Source organism: Selenomonas sp. CM52 (assembly GCF_000292955.1).
Lineage (GTDB): Bacteria > Bacillota > Negativicutes > Selenomonadales > Selenomonadaceae > Selenomonas.
This window is the reverse complement of the sequence record NZ_ALNM01000028.1, coordinates 25,967-46,178: the sequence shown is the minus strand read 5'-3', so window position 1 is coordinate 46,178 and position 20,212 is coordinate 25,967. Positions and strand designations below refer to the sequence as shown.

The following is a 20,212-nucleotide window of genomic DNA, read 5'->3' as shown; positions in this document are numbered from 1 at the left end:
TCTTTTGTAGAAGCAATAGGAGGTATGGTATGAAGGGAACATTTTTCGGCATTGGCGTGGGACCGGGTGATCCCGAGCTTTTGACGGTCAAGGCAATTCGTGCGATGGAGAAGGCAGATGTGCTCATCGCGCCCAAGACGGAGAAGAAGGACGGTAGCGTCGCGCTTTCCATCGCGCGTCCTTACTTGAAGAAGGATATCGAGATCGTCTATCAGGTCTTTCCGATGGTTGCGAATTTTGCCGAGTCCACGAAAGCATGGGAGGAGAACAAGACGGAGATTCTCGCACTCTTGGAGGCGGGAAAGAATGTGGCGTTCCTGACCTTGGGCGATCCGATGTTTTACAGCACTTACATCTATGTCTATCGTCTGCTTGAGCATGAAGCGGTGACGATCGAGACGATTCCGGGGATTCCGGCGTTCTGCGCCATTGGCAGCAAGCTCGGCTATCCGATCGTCGAGGGAAACGATATTCTTTCCATCATTCCGGCGACGGCTTCGCCCGAGAAGATTGCCAAGATCCTGCCCGTGACGGACAATGCCGTCCTGATGAAGGTATACAAGAACTTCCCCGAAATCGCTGATATGCTCAGCGAAAGCGGCTTGGCGAAGGATGCTGTGATGGTGAGCCGCTGCGGCCTGCCCGATGAGGAACGCATCGATGATATCGAGGCGCAGAAGGATAAGAAGGTCAATTACCTGTCGACGATTCTGACGCGACGCAATGCTTGAAGGAGGTCTTGAACATGTGCGGAAATTTTTATAGGGCGTTTGCTCTTTCCCTTTTGGTCGTGATGCTTGCAATTCTTGCAGGATGCGGTGCGAAGGAAGCGGCGAAGACGGAACAGGGCACAAATTTTGCCGTAATCAAGGACGATATGGGGCGCGAGGTCGCACTTGGAAAGAAGCCGGAGCGCATCGTCGTGCTGTCGGCATCGTTCCTTGAGCCGCTTCATGCCGTGGGCGGCGATGTCGTTGGCCGGCCGGATTCCAAGACGAAGATGCCCGATTATGCCAAGGACAAGGCAAGCGTTGGCGAGGTCTACCAGATCGATGTGGAGAAGGTGCTCGCTTGTCAGCCCGATCTCGTCATCGTCAACAAGGGCATGAACGAAAAGCTCCTGTCGACGCTTGAGGCAAATGGGATTCCGTCCATCGTCATCGACATGAAAAGCTACGAGGACGTGAAGCGCGAGGTCAGGATTTTTGCGCAGGTCACAGGAGAAAAGGAGAAGGGCGAGACGCTTGTCAAGGAGATGGACGAGAAGATTCAGGGCGTCCTTGCACGCGTGCCAAAGGAGAAGAAGCGTGTCGCCATCCTGCACAGCACGTCGCAGGGCTTGAGCGTGCAGCTCGACGGCAGCATCGCAGGCTCCATCGTCAAGATGCTCGGCTGGGAGAACGTGGCGAGCGGTATGACGCCGCTGGAGAAGAATCCCGATGCTGCGCCATACAGCATGGAAACTCTCGTCGAGCAGAATCCGGACATCATCTTTGTCACGAGCATGGGCAAGATGGATGAGATCAAGAAAAATATGGAAAAGACGATCGCTGAAAGTCCCGCGTGGCAGAGCATTCCTGCAATTCAGCAGGGAAAACTCTATTACCTGCCGCAGGATCTCTTCCTTCTGAGTCCCGGACTGCACTATCCTGAAGCCTTCGAGATGATGGCGAAGCTCATCTATCCTGAGGTATTTCCATGAGCGGTGCGGAAGGTGCGGAAACAAAATTCAGCGCTTTCAGGCGGCGAATATCCATCGTGGCGGTATTCGCCGCTTTGGCATGCGTCGGCTTCGTCTTGAGCATCATGAAAGGATCTGTCGAAATTCCCGCAGCGGAAATAGGACAGACGCTCACAGAGGGCGTTGAGGGTGTGCACGCGCAGATCCTCATGAATATCCGTCTGCCGCGCACGATCGTGGCGGCGCTCGTCGGCGTCCATTTATCGCTTTCAGGTGCTATTTTGCAGGCGATCATGAAGAATCCCCTCGCCGACCCGCACATCATCGGCATCTCGTCGGGGGCGGGACTTGCGGGCATCTTTGTCATGCTCGTCTTTCCCGGGCACGAGGCCTTCGTGACGCCCGCCGCCTTTCTCGGCGCGATGGCGGCCGCTGTCGCCATCTACTTGCTCGCTTGGAAGAATGGCATCCGGCCGATCCGCATCATCCTGGCGGGCGTCGCCGTCTCGGCTTTTCTCGGCGCGGGCATCTCCGCCCTGATGATCTTTTACAGCGACCGCGTGCACGGCGCCTTGATGTGGATGGTAGGCGGTCTGTCGGCGCGCAGCTGGCCGCAGGTCGACATGATCTTCCCGTATACGATTGTCGGTCTCGTGCTCGCCCTCGCCTTCTCGCGTAAGCTCAATATCCTGCTCCTGGGCGATGAGATCGCGCGGAGTCTCGGCCTTCGCGTCGAGGTCACGCGCCTTTTGCTTACGGCGATCGCGGCTCTTCTGGCAGCGAGCGCCGTTGCCGTCGTTGGACTCTTGGGCTTTGTCGGACTCATCGTGCCTCATGCGGCTCGGCTTCTGGTCGGCTCGGACTATCGCTTCCTTCTGCCCGCGTCCGCGCTCTTGGGCGCGGCTGTCGTGACTTTGAGCGATACGTTCGCACGCACGGCATTTGCGCCTGTCGAACTGCCCGTCGGCATCCTCATGGCTGTCCTCGGTGCGCCGTTCTTCTTGTTTCTGTTGAGGAGGGAACTTTGATGTCTGTGACGGTTCGCCATCTTTCGGTGGCGCTCGCAGGAAAAACAATCCTGCACAATCTGAACGTCGAATTTCCCGTCGGCAAGCGCACGGCGATCATCGGCCCGAACGGCGCGGGAAAGTCGACGCTTCTGCGCGTGCTTGCTGCCTTGAATCCCAAGTATGAGGGCGAGGTGCTGCTGGACGGTACGGACATCCATGCCATCCCGCGAAAATCGTTGGCGAAGCGCCTCGCCATCCTGCCGCAGGGACTTGCCGCTCCGCCCGATCTCACGGTGGAGGCTCTCGTCGACTATGGCCGCTATCCGTACCGCAGCTGGCGCACGATCGGCCGTTCGAAGGAGGATCGCGAGGCTGTCGCACAGGCGCTGGCCGAGACGCGGCTGGAAGCGATGCGCACCCGTCAGGTCATGTCGCTTTCGGGCGGCGAGCGTCAGCGCGCCTGGATCGCCATGGCGTTGGCTCGCCAGCCCGAATACCTGCTGCTCGATGAGCCGACGACATACCTCGACATTGCGCATCAGCTTGAAGTCATGGAAATCATCAAGCGGCTCAATCGAGAGCATGCGATGACCGTCATCATGGTGCTGCATGACATCAACCATGCTTTGCAGTATGCGGACGAGATCGCCGTCATCAAGGATCGACAGATTTTCAGCACGGGAACGCCGCACGATGTGCTGAACGTCGCGATGCTTGCTGAGGTCTTCGGCGTGCGCGCCGACATTTTTACCAATAGTCAAGGAGCGCAGGTGCTGTCGCCTGTTTCGCTCGTGCGGTAAATGTCGTGTCAGGATTTTAATGACGATATGTCGGTTCCTATGGAATTTTCTCTATAAGATTCCTCACAGTTATGGTATAATACCTAGTGAGAACTGGAGGAGGGAATAGCTTGGAAATTCGACAATTGGAATATTTTTGCACGCTCGCCCATCTCGAAAACTTCACGCGCACGGCGGAGGCTCTCCACGTTTCCCAGCCGTCTGTCACGAAGGCGATCAAATCGTTGGAGTCCGAGATTGGCCTGATGCTCGTCGATCGTCGGCAGAAGCGTGTGTCTTTGACGATGGAGGGAAGGGCATTTCTGCTTCATGCGGAGGAGATCATGCAGGCGGTCGAACGTGCGGAGCAGGATATGTTGCGCTTTCGTCCCGATGCCAGGCGGACGGTTCACTTCGGTCTGCCGCCGATGCTTGAGGCGTATCTTTTTCCGGACTTTTTTACGAAGTTTACGGCGGCACATCCCGACATCAATCTCGATGTCTGCGAATACGTTGATTCCGTCGAGGTCAGGGCGAAGGTGGAGGAAGGGCTGCTCGACTTCGGTGTCGTGCTTGCGCCCGCAGTTAAGACGCACCGCAATGAGATGGCTGTGCTCAAGGATAAGATGGAGTTGTGTCTGCCGCTCGATCACCCGCTGACGGCGCGCGAGCATGTGGCTGTCGCTGATCTCCGTCGTGAGAAGTTCATCATGCAGCAGCCGAATACGTATCAATACGATACGGTTTATCGCAGCTGCGTGGAAAACGGTTTTACGCCCGAGATTTTGCTTTGTACGTCGCAGCTCAAGACGATCAAGCAGCTCGTCGCGAACAGCCTCGGCATATCGATTTTGCCGGATTTTGTGACGCGCAGCGAGACGATCTTTGCACGTCGTCCCCTTGTGCCGGAGATGGAAATCCAGGTCAATCTTTTCTGGAGTCCGCAGAAGCGCCTGAGCGAGACGGGGCGCAAGGTCGTTTCCTTCATGGAGGAGTACACGATGACGGATGAGTTCAGGGAACGTTTTCGCCAGTGAGGCGATGTAAGAAATATGGGCTGGTGAAAAAGTTTTGCAGTTGAAACGCCTCGAAGCCTATGGCTTCAAATCGTTTGCCGATAAAGTCGAGATCGAGTTCCATGCGGGCGTTACGGCGATTGTCGGGCCGAACGGCAGCGGCAAGAGCAACGTCACAGATGCGGTGCGCTGGGTGCTCGGCGAGCAGAATGTGCGCGCCCTGCGCGGTTCGAAGGCCGAGGACATCATCTTTACGGGCAGTGCGACGCGGCGTGCCATGGGCGTTGCAGAAGTCTCCCTCTTCTTTGAAAATGAAGGGGATATGCCCGTTGATTACCGCGAAGTCGTCGTGACGCGCCGTCTTTTCCGCTCGGGTGAGAGCGAGTTCTTCATCAATAAATCGCGCTGTCGCCTGAAGGATATCAGCAACCTTTTCGCCGATACGGGACTCGGGCGCGATGGCATGAGCGTCATCGGTCAGAACCGCATCGATGAGATCCTGAACAGCAAGCCTGAGGAGCGCCGCCTTTATTTTGAAGAAACGGCGGGCATCACGAAGTACCGCAACCGCAAGCGCGAGTCGATGCGAAAGCTGGAAGACATGCAGGGGAATCTCGTGCGCGTCAGCGACATCATGCAGGAGATCGAAGGGCAGCTCGAACCGCTTGCCGAGAGCGCAGAGAAGACGCGCCGCCACGATGAGCTGCAGACGGTCTACAGGCGCTGCGCCTTGACGGAACTTTTCCAGCGTGAGGGTCAGCTCAAGAAAGAGCGTGCAGACAGCGCGGGCAAGATTGAGGCGATGCGCGATGAGGCTCTGGCTGCCGAGACGCAGGTGCGCTTGCTGGATGTGAAGAAGGAAGAACTCGATCAGGCGATCCTCGTTCTGGAAGAAAAACTGCAGGAGCAGGCGGAGAAGAACAACGCGCTGAGGACGCAGATCGAGCAGGCAAACAGCGAAATCGCCATCCTGGAGGAGCGAGCACATCAGCATGATGCCTTGAAGGCGCGTCTCCTCCAACAGCGTGCGGATTTCGAGAGCACTGCTGGAGAAGCTGCTGCTGAGAAGCAGCGGCTCTTTGCTGTCGAGAAGGAGCTTCTTGAAAAGCATGCGGCGATCAATGCCGCCATAGCGAAGGATCGCAGCTCGCTCAAGGCCCTGGGCGAGAAGCTGCGCGAGGTCAAGGAGAAGCATCGCACGCTCGCGGACAAGAAGGATGCGGCGCAGCGCGACATGCTCGCGCGGGAAAATGAGCTTCTGCTCATTGAGCATGAGCTGGAACGGTATTCGACGAGCGGCACGGAACGTACCGATGAGCTGAAAAGAGCGATAGCGGCAGTTGACGCTCTGACGACTGAGGCGAAGGCAATCGGCGAAGAGCGACGCAGGCTCGAAGAAGAGCGCAGGACGCACGAAGAAGAACGCACGAAGAAGACACAAGAGAAGGAGCGTTTGGACGAGAAGCTTCACACGCTGCTTCATGCGGAGAACCGTACGAAAGAAGAGCTGCACGCAGATGAGAACAAGCTCAAGTTCCTGCGCAACATGCAGGCGTCGTACGAAGGTTTCGCACGCGCGCCGAAGGCTGTACTGCAGGCGAAAGAACCTTGGCAGAAGGGCGTCGCGGGCGCTGTCGCCGAGCTTGTTTCCGTGCCGCATGAGTACATCCGCGCCGTCGATGTCGCCTTGGGCAGCAGTCTGCAGAACATCGTGACGGAGGATACGGATACGGCGAAGGCCGCCATCGCCTTTCTGAAACGCGCACGTTTGGGACGCGTGACGTTCCTGCCGCTTTCGACGCTCGTCGTGCGCCGCTCGCAGGATGAGGCGGCGAAGAGGGAAGCGGGTGCCATAGGCTTTGCCAATGAGCTGGTCGGTGCGGATGCGAAGTACCGAAAAGTCGTGGACTTTCTGCTGGCCCGCACGCTCGTCGTCGATACGCTCGATCACGGCCTTGCCATCGAGAAGAAGATGGGGTGGCGGCTGCGCATCGTGACGCTTGACGGCGAATTGCTGAATCCCGGCGGCTCGCTTTCGGGCGGCGGCAGGCAAGGGCAGGAGACGAGCTTTCTCAATCGCGGCGGTGAGATCGAGCGCTTGGAAAAGAGCGTGCGGGACGCGGAAGAAAAGCTTGCTGCGCTTTTGAAAGAGCGCACGCTTTTTGACAAGGCGGCGAAGGAAATGGCCGAGGCGCTGGAATTTATTGCCCGCTCTTTGCAGCAAAAGGATGTGTATGCAGCGGAACTGCGCGTCAAGGATGAACGCATCGCCGAGGCGCGAAAAGAGAAGGAAAAGGCGAGAGAGACGCTCAAGAAGCTTGCAGAAGAGGCTGAAATGACCTTTTCCAAGGCGCAGGCGAAGAAGAATGACGCCGTGCAGCAGGCGAAGGCCGCGCGCCGCCTGTACGAGAAGATGGAGCGGGAGACAAAGGAGAGCGAGGAAGAGCTCGACGATCTTGAGCAGGATGCTGATGACCTCAGCAAGTATATCAACGAGCGGGAGCTAAAGCGCGCCGTCCTTGAGCAGGAGAAAATCCGTGCGCGTGAGCAGGCGCTCCTAAAAGAGAAGGAAGAGACGAGAGCGAAGGAGCAGGCGGAAAAAACGCGCGAGGAAGAAATTGCGCTGGATGAAGAACAGAGCAACGGCGGCACGAAGCGCGAGGCAATCGCCGCGCGGGTTGCCGCCTGGCAGGAAAAGCATGCCGAGGGAAAAGCCGCCTACGACAAGCAGTATCAGGAAAAGCTCGAACGTCATGCGGAAAACCAAGAGAATGACAAGGCGGCGAGGGCAGCAGGACAGCGACTCTCAGAGATGCAGGGCAAGCTGCATCAAATGGAAATTGCTGCCGCCGAGGTGCATGTGAAGATTGAGCAGGTGCAGGCGGAGCTTTTGGAGCAGTATGGGCATACATGGGAAACGGCAGCGGAAGAGGCGCTCGATCTGACGGGCACGGAGCTTAAGAAGAAGATGCAGGACATCTCCCGTGCGCTCGCAGAACTCGGCCCCGTCAATCCCAACGCCATACGCGAGCATGAAGAGCTTGTGGAGCGCCATGCGTTCATGGGCAAGCAGGCGGCGGATCTCGAAGCAGCGCGCGAAAATCTCATGGCGATGATTCATGAGATGGACGTGACGATGACGCGCCAGTTCAAGGTGGCGTTCGAAGAGATTCGCGGCTATTTTGCCGACATCTTCGTGCGCCTCTTCGGCGGCGGCAAGGCGGAGCTTTTTCTGACCGATGAGAAGGATGTGCTCCATGCTGGTGTGGAAATCGAGGTGCAGCTGCCGACGAAGAAGCGCCAGAATCTCTCCGTGCTCTCGGGTGGTGAGCGTGCCCTGACGGTCATCGCATTGCTCTTTTCCTTTTTACGCTACCGTCCCGCGCCATTTTCCGTGCTCGATGAGATCGATGCACCGCTTGATGAGGCGAATGTCGCTCGTTTCGGCAAGTTCCTCGGTGAATTTGCTGAAAATACGCAGTTCATCGTCGTCACGCACCGAAAAGGGACGATGGAAGCAGCTGATTTCATGTACGGCATCACCATCGAGGATGCAGGCGTGTCGCGCGTTCTTTCCGTGCGCCTCGACGAAGCGATTTGAGGGAGCACGTTGATAAATTGGAGGTATTATGGGATTTTTTGACCGATTGAAAAAGGGGCTTGCCAAGACACGCGAGACCTTTACGAACAAGATTGAAAAACTCATCATCGGCTATGCAGATATCGATGACGATCTGCTCGATGAGCTGGAGGAAACTCTGATCATGTCCGATGTCGGCGTGAAGACGACAGAAAGACTCATGGCAGATGTGCGAAAGGGCATCAAGAAAAAAGACATCAATACGCCGGAAGATTTGAAGCCCTTCCTCGCTGAGAAGATTTCCGAAATCCTTTCAACAGGTTCGGACGAAACGCGTATCGCTTCGGCAGGGCCTACGGTGCTCCTCGTCATCGGCGTCAACGGCGTCGGCAAGACGACGACGATCGGCAAGCTCGCCGCCTACTACAAGGAGCAGGGCAAGTCGGTCATGCTCGCTGCCGCCGATACCTTCCGCGCTGCCGCTATCGATCAGCTGCAGATCTGGGGTGATCGCACGGGGGTTCCTGTCATTCGCCACGAGGAAGGCTCCGATCCTGCCGCCGTCGCTTTCGATGCGGTCAAGGCGGCGAGGGCGCGCAGCATCGACGTCTTGATCATTGATACGGCGGGGCGTCTGCATACGAAATCGAACCTCATGGAAGAGCTGAAGAAGATTAATCGCGTGATCCAGCGTGAGATTGCTGAGGCGCCGCATGAGACGCTGCTCGTCCTCGATGCGACGACGGGGCAGAATGCGATCAGTCAGGCAGATCTCTTCCAAAAAGCGGCGGCAATCACGGGCATCGTTCTGACGAAGCTCGACGGAACGGCGAAGGGCGGTGTCATCATCGGCCTGAAATCGGAGCTTTCCATGCCGGTGAAATGGATTGGCGTCGGCGAGGGAGTCGACGATCTGCGCCCGTTCATCGCCAAGGATTTCGCGTGCGCCCTCTTCGGGCTGAATGTAGAATGAATCGCTGCAGGATGCAGAAAGCAAATGTATTTTCGGCAGGGAAAATGATTTGACATTGCAGGACAACTATAATAAAATTGTACTGCTATAGGTGAAACGTATTTAGGAGGACATCGGACAAAAATGAGTGTAAATGAAAAGTTGAGGAATATCGCGATCATCGCCCACGTCGACCATGGAAAGACGACGCTGGTTGACGCCATGCTGCGGCAGAGCCATGTTTTCCGCTCGAATGAGCAGGTGGCAGAGCGCGTCATGGATTCCGGAGATTTGGAGCGCGAGCGCGGTATTACGATTCTTTCCAAGAATACCTCGATCCTCTACAATGACGTGAAGATCAATATCGTCGACACGCCGGGTCATGCGGATTTCGGCGGCGAGGTGCAGCGTGTGCTCAACATGGTGGACGGCGTGCTGCTGCTTGTTGACGCCTTCGAGGGTCCGATGCCTCAGACGAAGTATGTCTTAAGAAAGGCGCTTGAGCAGAAACTTAAGCCCATCGTCGTCATCAACAAGATCGATCGCCCCGATCAGCGTGTCGATGATGTTTATGATGAAGTTCTTGAGCTTTTCATGGAGCTTGATGCGGACGATGAGCAGCTGGACTTCCCTTGCATCTACGCAACGGCGCGCGAAGGCATTGCGAAGTACAACATGGAAGACGAGAGTGACAACCTCGTCCCCTTGCTGGAAACCATCATTAAGGACATCCCTGCCCCTTCGGGTGATGCAGATGGTGCGCTGCAGATGATGGTTACGACGCTCGAAGCCGATGAGTATGTCGGCAAGGTTGCCGTCGGCCGAATTATCCGCGGCGGTGTGAAAACGAACCAGAGCGTCGCTCTCTTGAGCGGCGACCATGAGTCGAAGGCGCGCGTCGGCAAGATCTTCGTCTATCAGGGTTTGAAGCGTGTCGAGGTACCTGAGGCACAGATGGGCGATATCGTTGCCCTGACTGGTCTTGGTGATGTCAGCATCGGTTATACGGTAGCGGATGCAGAAAATCCCGAAGCTTTGCCGACGATCAATATCGACGAGCCGACGCTTTCCATGACCTTCGGCGTCAATACGAGTCCCTTTGCCGGCAGGGAAGGACAGTTTGTGACCTCGCGCCATCTGCGTGACCGTCTCTTCAAGGAAGTGGAGACGAATGTCAGCCTGCGCGTGGAGGAGACAGATTCCGCCGATGTCTTCAAGGTATCGGGACGCGGCGAACTGCATCTTTCCATCCTCATCGAAACGATGCGCCGCGAAGGCTATGAACTTCAGGTCGGCAAGCCCGAGGTCGTCTACAAGACGATCAACGGGCAGAAGTGCGAGCCGATGGAAAACTTAACGATCGAAGTTCCCCAGGAGTATATGGGGGCGGTCATGGAGTCTCTGGGCACGCGCAAGGCGGAGCTTTCCAATATGACGGAGGTTTCGGGCTACATGCGCATGGAGTTCGTCATTCCTGCACGCGGACTCATCGGTTTCCGCTCGGAACTTTTGACGAATACGAAGGGCAACGGCATCATGAACCATGTGTTCTGCGGCTACGTCCCTTTCAAGGGAGACATTCCCGGGCGCACGCGCGGCTCGCTCGTGGCGTTCGAGCAGGGTGAGACGACGGGCTACGGCATCTACACGCTGCAGGATCGCGGCACGATGTTCATTTCGCCGGGTCAGCAGGTCTACGAAGGCATGATCGTCGGCGAAAATTCGCGCGAACTCGACATCGACATCAATCCGTGCAAGAAGAAGAATGTTTCCAACATGCGCACGTCTTCTTCCGATGAGGCAATCCGCCTTGTGCCGCCGCGCATCTTGAGTCTTGAGCAGGCGCTTGAGTACATCAACGAGGATGAACTTGTCGAGGTCACACCGGAAAATATCCGCTTGCGCAAGGCGATACTCGATCGTACGGCTCGCGGACGTGCGAATAAAAATGCACGAAAGTAACAGCAATGGCAGGACTTTTCGATGGGAATATCTATCTTATGCGCCCATCGGGAAAACTTTTTCCAGAGGCTTAACTTTTTTTAGAGGATTTCCGAAAGAAAGAGCGAACATAATAAGCATGATTCATTAAGAGGTTTCCAATCATTTGTTCGGTTTATTTTGTCGCTATCATGGAATTATTACGCTGGAGGCGGAGTGCGGTGGATTTTTTGAAAAGGGTGACGGACTTCCTCATGCCCGTGGAGGAAGAAGAAGTCGTCAAAACAGAGTCGGCAAGGAAAGAGGAGCAAGAAGAGGAACGTATGATGAGCGCTGACTCTTATGAGGAACGCAAGGTTTCTAACGGTGCATCAATTTCCTATGCGTCGGCAGAGCCGCCGATGTATCCATCTGCGTCGGAGCTGCGCCGCCCGCGCTATACGACGGCGGTGCATGCGCCGCGCACGCGTGTGACGGTTCAGCAGGAGCGTCCGAAGCTGACGGTTCATACGACGCAGATTCCTTCGCTCAACGTGAAGATCTATGTGCCGCGCAGTTTCGATCAGGTTCAGGAAATCGCCGATGATTTGAAGGCCGGCAGGGCGGTGCTCGTGAATTATGAGCGCGTTGAGCTTGAGGAGCAGCGCCGTCTCTGCGATTTCATCAATGGTGTGTGCTACATTATGAACGGTGAAGTCAAGCGCGTTTCCACGGCCATGGTGCTCTATGCGCCGGATGGCGTGAACGTCTATGAGGCCGAGCCGATTCCCTTGCAAGATTGAATATGAGGTGTCAGGAGGCTTTCCTTGCGGATGCAGGGAATGGATGCTTCCTTGGGCAGGGCAGTCAGGCTTGATTGCCCTGCCTTTTCTATGGAAAGAAGGAGCGACTTATGAAAAAGAGCGATATTTTAGAAAGTGTCATGAAAGAGTTTCGTGCCCTCGCCGCGATTCCGCGCCCATCGGGACACGAGAAGGCAGTCAGCGACTATCTCCTCGCACATTTGCGCGAGATGGGGCTTGAGGTCGTGCAGGATGAGAGGAACAACATCATCGCCGATCTTGCCGCTGCGCCAGGCAGAGAGAATGCCCCGCGCGTCATTCTCCAAGGGCACATGGATATGGTTTGTGTCGCTGCACCGGGCGTCGCTTATGATCCGCTGCACGATGCCATCCGACTTGTGGAAGAGGGCGATGTCCTGCATGCGGAAGGGACGAGCCTTGGGGCGGATGATGGCATCGGCGTCGCCATCATCCTGCACATCTTGCGCCACGTGAAGGAGAACGGCCCCGTGCGTGCGATCTTCACCGTTGACGAAGAACGCGGCATGACGGGCGCCATCCACTTGTCGGAGAAATATCTGAAGGATGCGCAGTATCTGATCAACTGCGATTCGGAGAATCTCGATGAGCTTTGTGTCGGCAGTGCGGGCGGAGTCGATCTGACATTTTCGCGCACGATGAAGTTTGTTGCTGCTGCGAAGGGAAAAGCGTGGCAGATTGCCGTCGAAGGACTAAAAGGCGGGCACTCGGGCGAGGAGATAGGTGAAGGACGCGCCAATGCACTGCGTCTATTGTCCTTGGCGTTGGCAGGACTGCAGGAGGCAGGCGTGGATTTCTCACTTGCCTCGCTTACGGGCGGCAAGGCGAAGAATGCGATCGCGTCGGAGGCGGAGGCAATCGTCGTGACAGAGGCGACGGAGGAAGCCCTGCGCGAAGCCTTGGGGCAGGAAGAAGAGAAGTTTCGTCGGACGTACAGCGTAACAGAGCCGTCGCTTAAGTTGTCACTTGCAGAAGCGCCGCATACAGAGAAGACTTTTGCGCCAGAGGATGCAGCAAACTTGCTGCGCATCCTGCGCCTTTTCCATACGGGCGTCTACCAGATGTCCGCCGTCACGCCGGGCATGGTGGAAACCTCTGCGAATCTCGGCGTCGTGCGCATGGAGGGTGCGGATATCGACATCGACTTTTATCCGCGTTCCAGTGTGGAGGGCAAGCTCTTTGAATTTTGCCGCATGGCGAAGGATCTGGCAGAACTTACGGGTTTTGCGCTTCATATCGGCACGATTGCGCCGAGTTGGGACGAAGACATGGACAATCCGCTCGCGAAACTCATCGCGGAGGTTTTTGAGCAGCGCATGGGCAAGCCGATGAAAGTCGAGACAATTCATGCGGGGCTGGAGTGCGGTTGGTTCTATCGTAAGAATCCGCAGATGAAGTTCGTTTCCGTCGGCGTGACGACGCACGACATTCACAGTCCTAAGGAAAGTCTTGAACTATCAACCGTAGCGCCGTTGGTAGAAATTCTTTCTCAGACATTGAAAAAACTCGCTGAGCAATAACGCTCGGCGAGTTTCCTCGAATGTTTATTTTTTCTTTGAAGCGGCAATGCCTAAGGTGAGCATGTTCAGCATGGGGAATCGTTCTCCGATGGAGCGAGTGATCGCGGCCGTCGCTATGGAAAGGACGACAGTTGCGAGATAAAATGCGATTGCCTTGGGTGCTGTCATGATGATGCCGCGCCTTTCGAGCGCAAGCATCATGTAGCCGATGAAGAGAGGGTGGACGAGGTAGGCGAAATACGAGTGCCTGCCTAGGAGAGAAAAGAGGGAGTTGAGTATCTGCGGATACCGCTGCTCGGTGAAAATCGTGAAGAAGAAGAGGGACGCGGCTAGGGTGTAGACGATACCGAGCGGACAAAGCTGATGCGCCGTGTTGATGGCGTCCATCTGCGTGTAATTGCGGAAGGAGAGCAGAAAGTAATAATAGCTGAGCAGTCCTATGAGGGACACCGCGAAGAAGAGACAGATGCTCTTTCGCTCGTTGTGCATGAATGCCTTGAAAGCGTCGAAATGCACGGCGAGGTAGCCGCCGATGATGAAGATGAAGACATAGTGGAGCACCCAATAATTGAGGCGATAGAGCAGGAAACTCTTGAGCACGGGATTTTCCATGCCGTAAACCATGGTATTGAAAGGGACATTGAAACTTGAAAAGTAATCGAAGGCGACCTGCAGCGCGAAGAGGAGCAGAAGCCCCTTGCCGTTGATATGCTTTACTACGGAAATCCAAAGCGGCATGAGGAGGTAGAACCAAATGAGGATTACGAGGAAGTAAAGCTGGTACTTGGCATTGCCGAAGAAAATGAGGGACGCGAGCGAGAGCGGCGCTGGAAAGCCGACGCCATAAAGCCAGCCGTCATGCAGGAGGTAGAAGAGAGACCAGACGAGATACGGCAGGACGACGGCACGCGAGCGCTTTTGCAGGAAGTGGCGATAGCTGAAAGGCTTGTCCAAATCCATATTGTAAAAGATGCCGAAAGCGGAAATGAAGAAGAAGATGGGCACGCTGAAGCGTGTGGCAATCTCGAAAAGCGCTGTCAGATGTGCGTTGGATGCGGGATTCATCAAGTATTGTGAGCCGACATGGATGCCGATGACGCCGAGCATGGAAATGCCGCGGATATATTCGATGGCGGCGAGATGTTGTTTTGCCATAGAGAAACCTCCTGCAGGGATTTTTGTGTGATGTGCTTTTTAGGGAGCGCTGATAAATGAAGTCGCCAGCTTTGCTGTCCTCAAAGGTTACTATATATTTTTTCTTCCGTCTTGTAAAGGAAACAATGCTTGCGGTTGATTTTTCGCGACAAACTCATTAGAATATGTAAGAGGCGGATTCTTGCGTATGGGAAGGATGCATTGGACGACGTGAAAAAGGAGCAGCCCATCGGTGTTTTTGATTCAGGACTCGGCGGCATCAGCGTGCTGCGCGAGCTTGTTTCTCTTTTGCCGAAGGAGGATTTCATTTATTTTGGTGATGCCGCCCATGCGCCTTATGGCGAGCGAACGGAGCGAGAGATTCGCGCCTTGACGACGGCGCAGATCGACCGCATGGCGGCAGAGGGTGTCAAAGCCGTCGTGCTTGCCTGCAATACGGCGACGAGCGCCGCCTGTGCGCCGCTGCGCCGAAGATACAGGCAGATGCCGATCATCGGCATGGAACCTGCGTTGAAGCCTGCAATCTTGAGCGGTGAAAAGCCGCGCGTCGTCGTCATGGCGACGCATGCGACGCTTAGACAGAAGAAGTTTGCACGTCTCATGGAGCGATTCAAAGATGCAGGGGATATCGTCAAGCTGCCATGCCCTGAGATTGTGGAATTCGTCGAGTGTGGCGAGATTCACTCGGCAGCTCTGCACGAGTATCTGGAAGAGCGGTTTTCGAGCGTATCGCAAGATCCTATCGATTGCGTCGTCCTTGGCTGCACGCATTTTCCTTTTGTGCGCGATGTGATTCAAGATGTCGTGGGTCAGGCCGTGCAGATTTTTGACGGTGCGGCGGGTACGGCTCGCGAACTCAAGCGTCGCCTGTTGGAAGCCGATGCTCTGCGGGAAAGCGGGCAGAAGGGTGTGATCGAGTGGCTGAGCAGCAGCAGCGATCCGAACTATATCGAGCGTGCAAAGATGCTCTATGCGTTATGAGGGTCAGATAATTCTTAGGATGCTGTGGAAAATTTTTATAGGGGGAATTCACCATGGTGGAAACGAAGATTGAAGTAGGTATGAAGCGCGAAGCTGCAGCAAAAGTGACGGAGGAGAACACCGCCATCGAGATGAAGAGCGGATCTTTGCCCGTATTCGCCACACCTGCGATGACGGCTCTGATGGAGCAGGCGGCGGCGGAACTCGTCGACGAACTTGTGCCGTCCGATTGGACTTCGGTGGGCATTTCGCTCAATATTCGTCATAAGGCGGCGACGGCTCTGGGACGCAGTGTGCACGCCGAAGCGGAGGTCAAGAGTTTCGACGGACGTCAGGTTACATTTGCCGTCAAGGCTTTTGACGAGGCGGGGGAGATCGGTGAGGGGCTTCATGAACGCGTTCTCGTGAACCGCGAGAAGTTCATGAGCAAAGTGTCGGCGAAATGACGGGAGCGCCCATCGGTGAGAAAACGAATCGGCAGCTTTTCCGCGAAGGCATGCGCGACGGCACTCCGATTGCGCTCGGATATCTCGTCGTGAGCTTTACGCTCGGCATAACGGCGCATAATGCGGGGCTTGATGCTGTTGACGGCTTTGTTGTGAGCTTATTTAACCTCGCTTCGGCGGGAGAGTATGCAGCATTCACCGTCATCGCTGCGGACGCTCCGTATTGGGAAATGGCGGCGATCACGCTCGTGGCGAATGCGCGCTACATGCTCATGAGCTGTGTGCTCAGTCAGAAGTTTTCACCTGCGACGCCTTTTTATCACCGTATGGGAGTAGGCTTCGGCATTACGGATGAGATCTTTGGCATATCGATTTCGCGTCAAGGTTTCCTGCGGCCCGCTTACAATTACGGTGCGATGTCGCTCGCCGTACCCGTTTGGGCTTTGGGGACGTCACTCGGCATTGTGGCGGGCGACATCTTGCCGCCGTCCTTGCTCAGCGCATTGAGCGTGGCGCTCTACGGCATGTTCATCGCCATCATCATTCCACCAGGGAAAGAGAACAAGATTGTTTTGGCGCTTGTATTCATCAGTTTCGCCATGAGCTTCTTGGCGGCGAACCTGCCTTTTGTTTCGGAGCTTTCCGCATCGTCGCGGACGATCGTTCTTACGGTGCTTCTTTCAAGTGCAGCGGCATGTCTCTTTCCTTTGCGGGAGACGGAGGAAGGGGAAATGATGGATGAAGCATGACGTTTTCCTTTACATCCTCGTCATGACTGCCGTGACACTCGCCATCCGCCTCGTGCCGCTGACGCTTCTGCGCCGCCCGATCAAGAGCCGTTTCCTGCGCTCTTTTCTCTATTATGTGCCTTATGTGACCTTGGCCGTCATGACCTTTCCTGCCATTGTCGACGCTACACAGATGCCGGCAGCAGGCGTGGCGGCTCTTTTGGCCGGCATTTCGCTCGCTTGGGTGGGCGCGAGCCTTTTTCAAGTTTCCGCTGCCTGCTGTGTTGTCGTTTTCCTGTTTGAACTTGTTCTCCTTAAATAAAAAAGAGCCGCACAATGCTTCTTGTATTTGGCATTGTGCGGCTCTTTTATTGTTGACTTATTTCTGCAGCCCGTTGACAAAGTTCTGCAGTTCTGTGATGATGTCACGCACGCGCGAGAGGTTGGCTGTGATTTCCTGCGTGGAAGCAGCCTGTTCTTCGCTGATCGCGCCCGTTGATTCGATGGATTTGGAGATTTCCGCGACGGATTTATTCATCTCGGAAAGGGTTTCTTGAATTTTCTCTGTGGCTGTACGGGACTGCTCAGCAAGTTTTCTGACCTCTTCAGCGACGACGGCGAAGCCTCTGCCTTGCTCGCCGGCGCGCGCGGCCTCGATGGCGGCATTGAGGCCCAAGAGATTCGTTTGCTGGGCGATTTCGTTGATGAAGTCGATGACCTTGATGGTCTCTGCGTTTCGCTCCTGCAGCGTGCCTGCCTGCGAAACGGATTCCTGCCCCGTGCGGGCAAGCTCGCTTGCGCTGTTGGCGACTTGTTCGATGGACTGATATACGGTTTCCGTTGCATTGGCGATGCGGTCGATGTTTTCGGCAATTTTGTTCAGCGTATCACTGATTTCGTAGCTGGAAGAAATGACGATGGGAACATCGCCGTTCGGTCCCGTGACGGGCGCCGCCGTGACATGAATCGGTACGCCGTATACGCTGGAATCAAGCGCCGAAGATGTCGTGCGGCGCTCCTTGAACGCCTGCTGTACGACGGCGATGTTGCGCACCGAGTCTCCAGGAGCGCTCTTGATCTGCAAGTGTTTTGCAGGTGCGACGTCGAGGATGGCTTCGGGCGACGATATGACGAGCCGCGTATCGTCCGGCAGGATGGGATTCAGATAGGGCAGTACGAGTTTGAAGGCGTCGATAAGCTGTTCGTTCGTCTGGATATTTTCCGGCAGTGCCATAGGGATGTTCCTCCTCCATATCAGTCGTTTCTTGCATGAAACGGGGATTCTTTCATTAAAAGCGGCGCACAATGTCCACGAGGCGGATACTTGTGCGTGTAGTTTATTTCAGTTCGTTGACGAAGCGCTTGAGATCTTCGATGATGTCGCGCGCTCCTGCAAGGCTCGCCGTGATTTCTTCGGTTGAGGCGGCCTGCTCCTCGCTGATGGTGCCGGTCGATTCGATGGATTTGGAGATTTCCATGACAGCCTTGTTCATTTCGGAAAGAGTCGCCTGAATCTTCTCCGTGGCCGTGCGCGACTGCTCTGCCATCTTTCGTACCTCTTCAGCAACGACGGCGAAGCCTTTTCCCTGCTCGCCTGCACGCGCCGCTTCGATGGCGGCATTGAGGCCGAGGAGGTTCGTCTGCTGGGCGATGCCGTTGATAAAGTCGATGACCTTGATCGTTTCCGCATTGCGTTCCTGCAGGATAGCGGCTTGGGAAACGGATTCCTGCCCGGATTTTGCAAGTTCGTTGGCACTTTCCGCGACCTGCTGAACGGAAGCATGAATCGTCTGTACGGCGGATGATATGCGCTCGATGTTCTCAAGCACGGTTTCTGTGGCGCTCGGACGGAAGCCGGCAGCGACGACGCCGATCGCCTCGCCGTTTATGCCGAAGATCGGCGCTCCGGCAGTGCGAAGCGCGACGCCGGCAACGGAGGCGGGCATTTCGACGATCGATGGACGCTTGGTACGCATTGCGTCCTGAATTGCCGGATGTTCGAGCATGGAGTCGCCTACGTTCAGCGGGATGGAAAAACTCTTGGCGGGTACGAAGGCAAGACATTTCGTTCCGTCCGAGAGAACAGAGGCGATATCAGCTTCCACCACTTCATTCAGATAGGGGAGCACGGCCTTGAAGGCGTTGATGATGTCTTCATTTGTCTTGATGGTTTCTGGCAGAGCCATGAAATATTCCTCCTCAAAGTTGGGGTATGGCTTCGTACTCTGTTTTGCCCCTTGTAGTTGTACTTAGGTCAAAGGACGGATAAGCCTTCTCCTGAAAACGCTTTTCTGCTATTCTTTCTAGATAAAAAGAGAAATCCCTGCAAAAATATTAGGTAAATTATAAGGGAAATAAAGAAAAAGCATATCTTTTTCAAAAGTTAATAGAAAAGTCCTAACCTATAACCTTTTTGCAAGATGCGGGAAAAGTCCCAAACTGCGCTGCAGGATACCGTGCAGGTGAGCGATGAGCGTGCCGTAGTTCGTCATGGGCACGCCCTGATCCTTGGCACATTTCATGCGGTAGAGCATCTCGCGCTGATTGAGCATACAGCCGCCGCAATGGATGATGAGCCGATACTTCTGCAGATCCTCGGGGAAGGTCTGGCCGCTTGAGGTTTCAAAAAGCAGCTTCTTCTTTGTGTGCTCGGTGAGCCAATACGGAATCTTGACCGTGCCGATGTCGTTGCATTGACGGTGATGCGTGCAGCCTTCGGAAATGAGTACGGTATCGCCGTCCGCGAGGCGAGGGAGAGCGGCGATGCCGTTTACGGCCTCAGAAAGAAAGCCTTTGTAACGCGCCATAAGGATGGAGAAGGAGGCTAGAGGGATGGGCTCGGGTATGAAAGAAGCAGCTTTTTTGAAGATCTGACTGTCGCAGATAACGAGATCGGGCGCGTTCTTCAGGCTGTCAAGTGCAGCGGAAATCTCCGTCTCCTGACAGACGAGCGGAAGGGCTTTTGCTTCCAAGATGTCCCGAATCGCTTGCTGCTGCGGCAGGATGAGCCGGCCTTTCGGCGCCGCCTTGTCCATGGGCGTGATGAGCAAGACGAGGGCGTGCGGAGAAATCAGATCGCGCACGAAAGCGCGAGGTTTTTCTTGCGGCGCAATCTGGCTCAAGCGTTCTTTCAGCTCGTTTATGCCGAGGTTTTTCATAGCGCTGACTTGGAGTATGCTTTCCTTGCCGGCAGAGGAAGGACGCTTTTCGTCCTCGCATTTGTTGCAGACGATGAGATGGGGGATGTCCTTCTCGCGAAAAATCTGCATCAGTTCTTCGTCGACCGCTGTCATGCCTTCAGCGGCATCGAGGACGAGAACGGCGATATCCGTCTTGTTCAGGATGCGGCGCGTCCTCTTGACTCTGAGTTCGCCCAGGCTGCCCGTGTCGTCAAAGCCCGGCGTGTCAATGAGGAGGACGGGGCCGAGCGGAAGAAGTTCCATCGCTTTCGTCACAGGGTCGGTCGTCGTACCCTTTTCGGGGGAGACGACGGCGACTTCCTGTCCCGTGATGGCATTGATGAGGCTGGATTTTCCCGCATTGCGGCGGCCGAAAAAGCCGATGTGCAGGCGTTCGCCCGAGGGTGTGTCGTTAAGTCCCAT

The 20,212-nt window shown here is 55.6% G+C and carries 18 protein-coding genes; 14 read left to right on the top strand and 4 right to left on the bottom strand.

What is annotated here, in order from left to right:
* Positions 1-29 precede the first annotated feature (29 nt).
* From cobI to pepD, 10 genes are all read left to right on the top strand, one after another.
* Positions 30-731, top strand: coding sequence for a precorrin-2 C(20)-methyltransferase (gene cobI / locus HMPREF1153_RS06850; RefSeq protein WP_009646204.1), 702 nt, complete (start codon positions 30-32; stop codon positions 729-731).
* A gap of 14 nt (positions 732-745) precedes the next feature.
* The gene (locus tag HMPREF1153_RS06845; protein ID WP_009646249.1) at positions 746-1,702 is read left to right on the top strand and encodes an ABC transporter substrate-binding protein; all 957 of its coding nucleotides are present in this window, start codon (positions 746-748) and stop codon (positions 1,700-1,702) included.
* Positions 1,699-2,709, top strand: coding sequence for a FecCD family ABC transporter permease (locus HMPREF1153_RS06840; RefSeq protein WP_009646211.1), 1,011 nt, complete (start codon positions 1,699-1,701; stop codon positions 2,707-2,709). The genes HMPREF1153_RS06845 and HMPREF1153_RS06840 overlap by 4 nt, the downstream gene beginning before the upstream one ends.
* Positions 2,709-3,491, top strand: coding sequence for an ABC transporter ATP-binding protein (locus HMPREF1153_RS06835; protein WP_009646216.1), 783 nt, complete (start codon positions 2,709-2,711; stop codon positions 3,489-3,491). The genes HMPREF1153_RS06840 and HMPREF1153_RS06835 overlap by 1 nt, the downstream gene beginning before the upstream one ends.
* A 110-nt stretch (positions 3,492-3,601) precedes the next feature.
* Entirely contained in the window at positions 3,602-4,507 is a 906-nt protein-coding gene (locus HMPREF1153_RS06830; protein WP_009646243.1) for a LysR family transcriptional regulator, read from the top strand.
* A gap of 34 nt (positions 4,508-4,541) precedes the next feature.
* On the top strand, positions 4,542-8,087 hold the full coding sequence (gene smc, locus HMPREF1153_RS06825) for a chromosome segregation protein SMC (protein ID WP_009646248.1): 3,546 nt from the start codon (positions 4,542-4,544) through the stop codon (positions 8,085-8,087).
* Positions 8,088-8,115: 28 nt separating this feature from the next.
* The gene (gene ftsY, locus HMPREF1153_RS06820; RefSeq protein ID WP_009646257.1) at positions 8,116-9,039 is read left to right on the top strand and encodes a signal recognition particle-docking protein FtsY; all 924 of its coding nucleotides are present in this window, start codon (positions 8,116-8,118) and stop codon (positions 9,037-9,039) included.
* A 123-nt stretch (positions 9,040-9,162) separates the two neighbouring features.
* Positions 9,163-10,980: a translational GTPase TypA gene (gene typA, locus HMPREF1153_RS06815; RefSeq protein ID WP_006193030.1), complete on the top strand. Its 1,818-nt coding sequence runs from the start codon at positions 9,163-9,165 to the stop codon at positions 10,978-10,980.
* A 200-nt stretch (positions 10,981-11,180) separates the two neighbouring features.
* Complete coding sequence (locus HMPREF1153_RS06810; protein ID WP_009646252.1) at positions 11,181-11,741, top strand: cell division protein SepF; 561 nt, start codon at positions 11,181-11,183, stop codon at positions 11,739-11,741.
* Positions 11,742-11,851: 110 nt separating this feature from the next.
* Positions 11,852-13,300: a beta-Ala-His dipeptidase gene (gene pepD / locus HMPREF1153_RS06805; protein WP_009646185.1), complete on the top strand. Its 1,449-nt coding sequence runs from the start codon at positions 11,852-11,854 to the stop codon at positions 13,298-13,300.
* Between the two features lie 24 nt (positions 13,301-13,324).
* Here pepD and HMPREF1153_RS06800 read toward each other — a convergent pair whose 3' ends face one another.
* Positions 13,325-14,455 carry an acyltransferase gene (locus tag HMPREF1153_RS06800; RefSeq protein WP_009646200.1) on the bottom strand — a complete coding sequence of 377 codons (1,131 nt, stop codon included), beginning with the start codon at positions 14,453-14,455 and terminating at the stop codon, positions 13,325-13,327.
* Between the two features lie 210 nt (positions 14,456-14,665).
* Between HMPREF1153_RS06800 and murI the strand changes: the two genes are divergently transcribed.
* The 4 genes from murI to HMPREF1153_RS06780 are packed head-to-tail and all read left to right on the top strand — an operon-like array spanning position 14,666 to position 16,932.
* The gene (gene murI / locus HMPREF1153_RS06795; RefSeq protein ID WP_232208237.1) at positions 14,666-15,436 is read left to right on the top strand and encodes a glutamate racemase; all 771 of its coding nucleotides are present in this window, start codon (positions 14,666-14,668) and stop codon (positions 15,434-15,436) included.
* A gap of 53 nt (positions 15,437-15,489) precedes the next feature.
* On the top strand, positions 15,490-15,882 hold the full coding sequence (locus HMPREF1153_RS06790) for a thioesterase family protein (RefSeq protein ID WP_009646268.1): 393 nt from the start codon (positions 15,490-15,492) through the stop codon (positions 15,880-15,882).
* Positions 15,879-16,631, top strand: coding sequence for an AzlC family ABC transporter permease (locus HMPREF1153_RS06785; protein WP_009646215.1), 753 nt, complete (start codon positions 15,879-15,881; stop codon positions 16,629-16,631). Before HMPREF1153_RS06790 ends, HMPREF1153_RS06785 begins: the two co-directional genes overlap by 4 nt.
* On the top strand, positions 16,621-16,932 hold the full coding sequence (locus HMPREF1153_RS06780) for an AzlD domain-containing protein (protein WP_006193038.1): 312 nt from the start codon (positions 16,621-16,623) through the stop codon (positions 16,930-16,932). Before HMPREF1153_RS06785 ends, HMPREF1153_RS06780 begins: the two co-directional genes overlap by 11 nt.
* 57 nt (positions 16,933-16,989) lie before the next feature.
* On the opposite strand, the gene HMPREF1153_RS13165 is transcribed toward HMPREF1153_RS06780, so the two are convergent.
* The 3 genes from HMPREF1153_RS13165 to hydF form a co-directional block, all read right to left on the bottom strand.
* Positions 16,990-17,844: a methyl-accepting chemotaxis protein gene (locus tag HMPREF1153_RS13165; RefSeq protein ID WP_009646240.1), complete on the bottom strand. Its 855-nt coding sequence runs from the start codon at positions 17,842-17,844 to the stop codon at positions 16,990-16,992.
* Positions 17,845-17,947: 103 nt separating this feature from the next.
* The gene (locus HMPREF1153_RS13160) at positions 17,948-18,796 is read right to left on the bottom strand and encodes a methyl-accepting chemotaxis protein (protein ID WP_009646258.1); all 849 of its coding nucleotides are present in this window, start codon (positions 18,794-18,796) and stop codon (positions 17,948-17,950) included.
* A gap of 216 nt (positions 18,797-19,012) precedes the next feature.
* The gene (hydF, locus tag HMPREF1153_RS06765; RefSeq protein ID WP_009646214.1) at positions 19,013-20,212 is read right to left on the bottom strand and encodes a [FeFe] hydrogenase H-cluster maturation GTPase HydF; all 1,200 of its coding nucleotides are present in this window, start codon (positions 20,210-20,212) and stop codon (positions 19,013-19,015) included.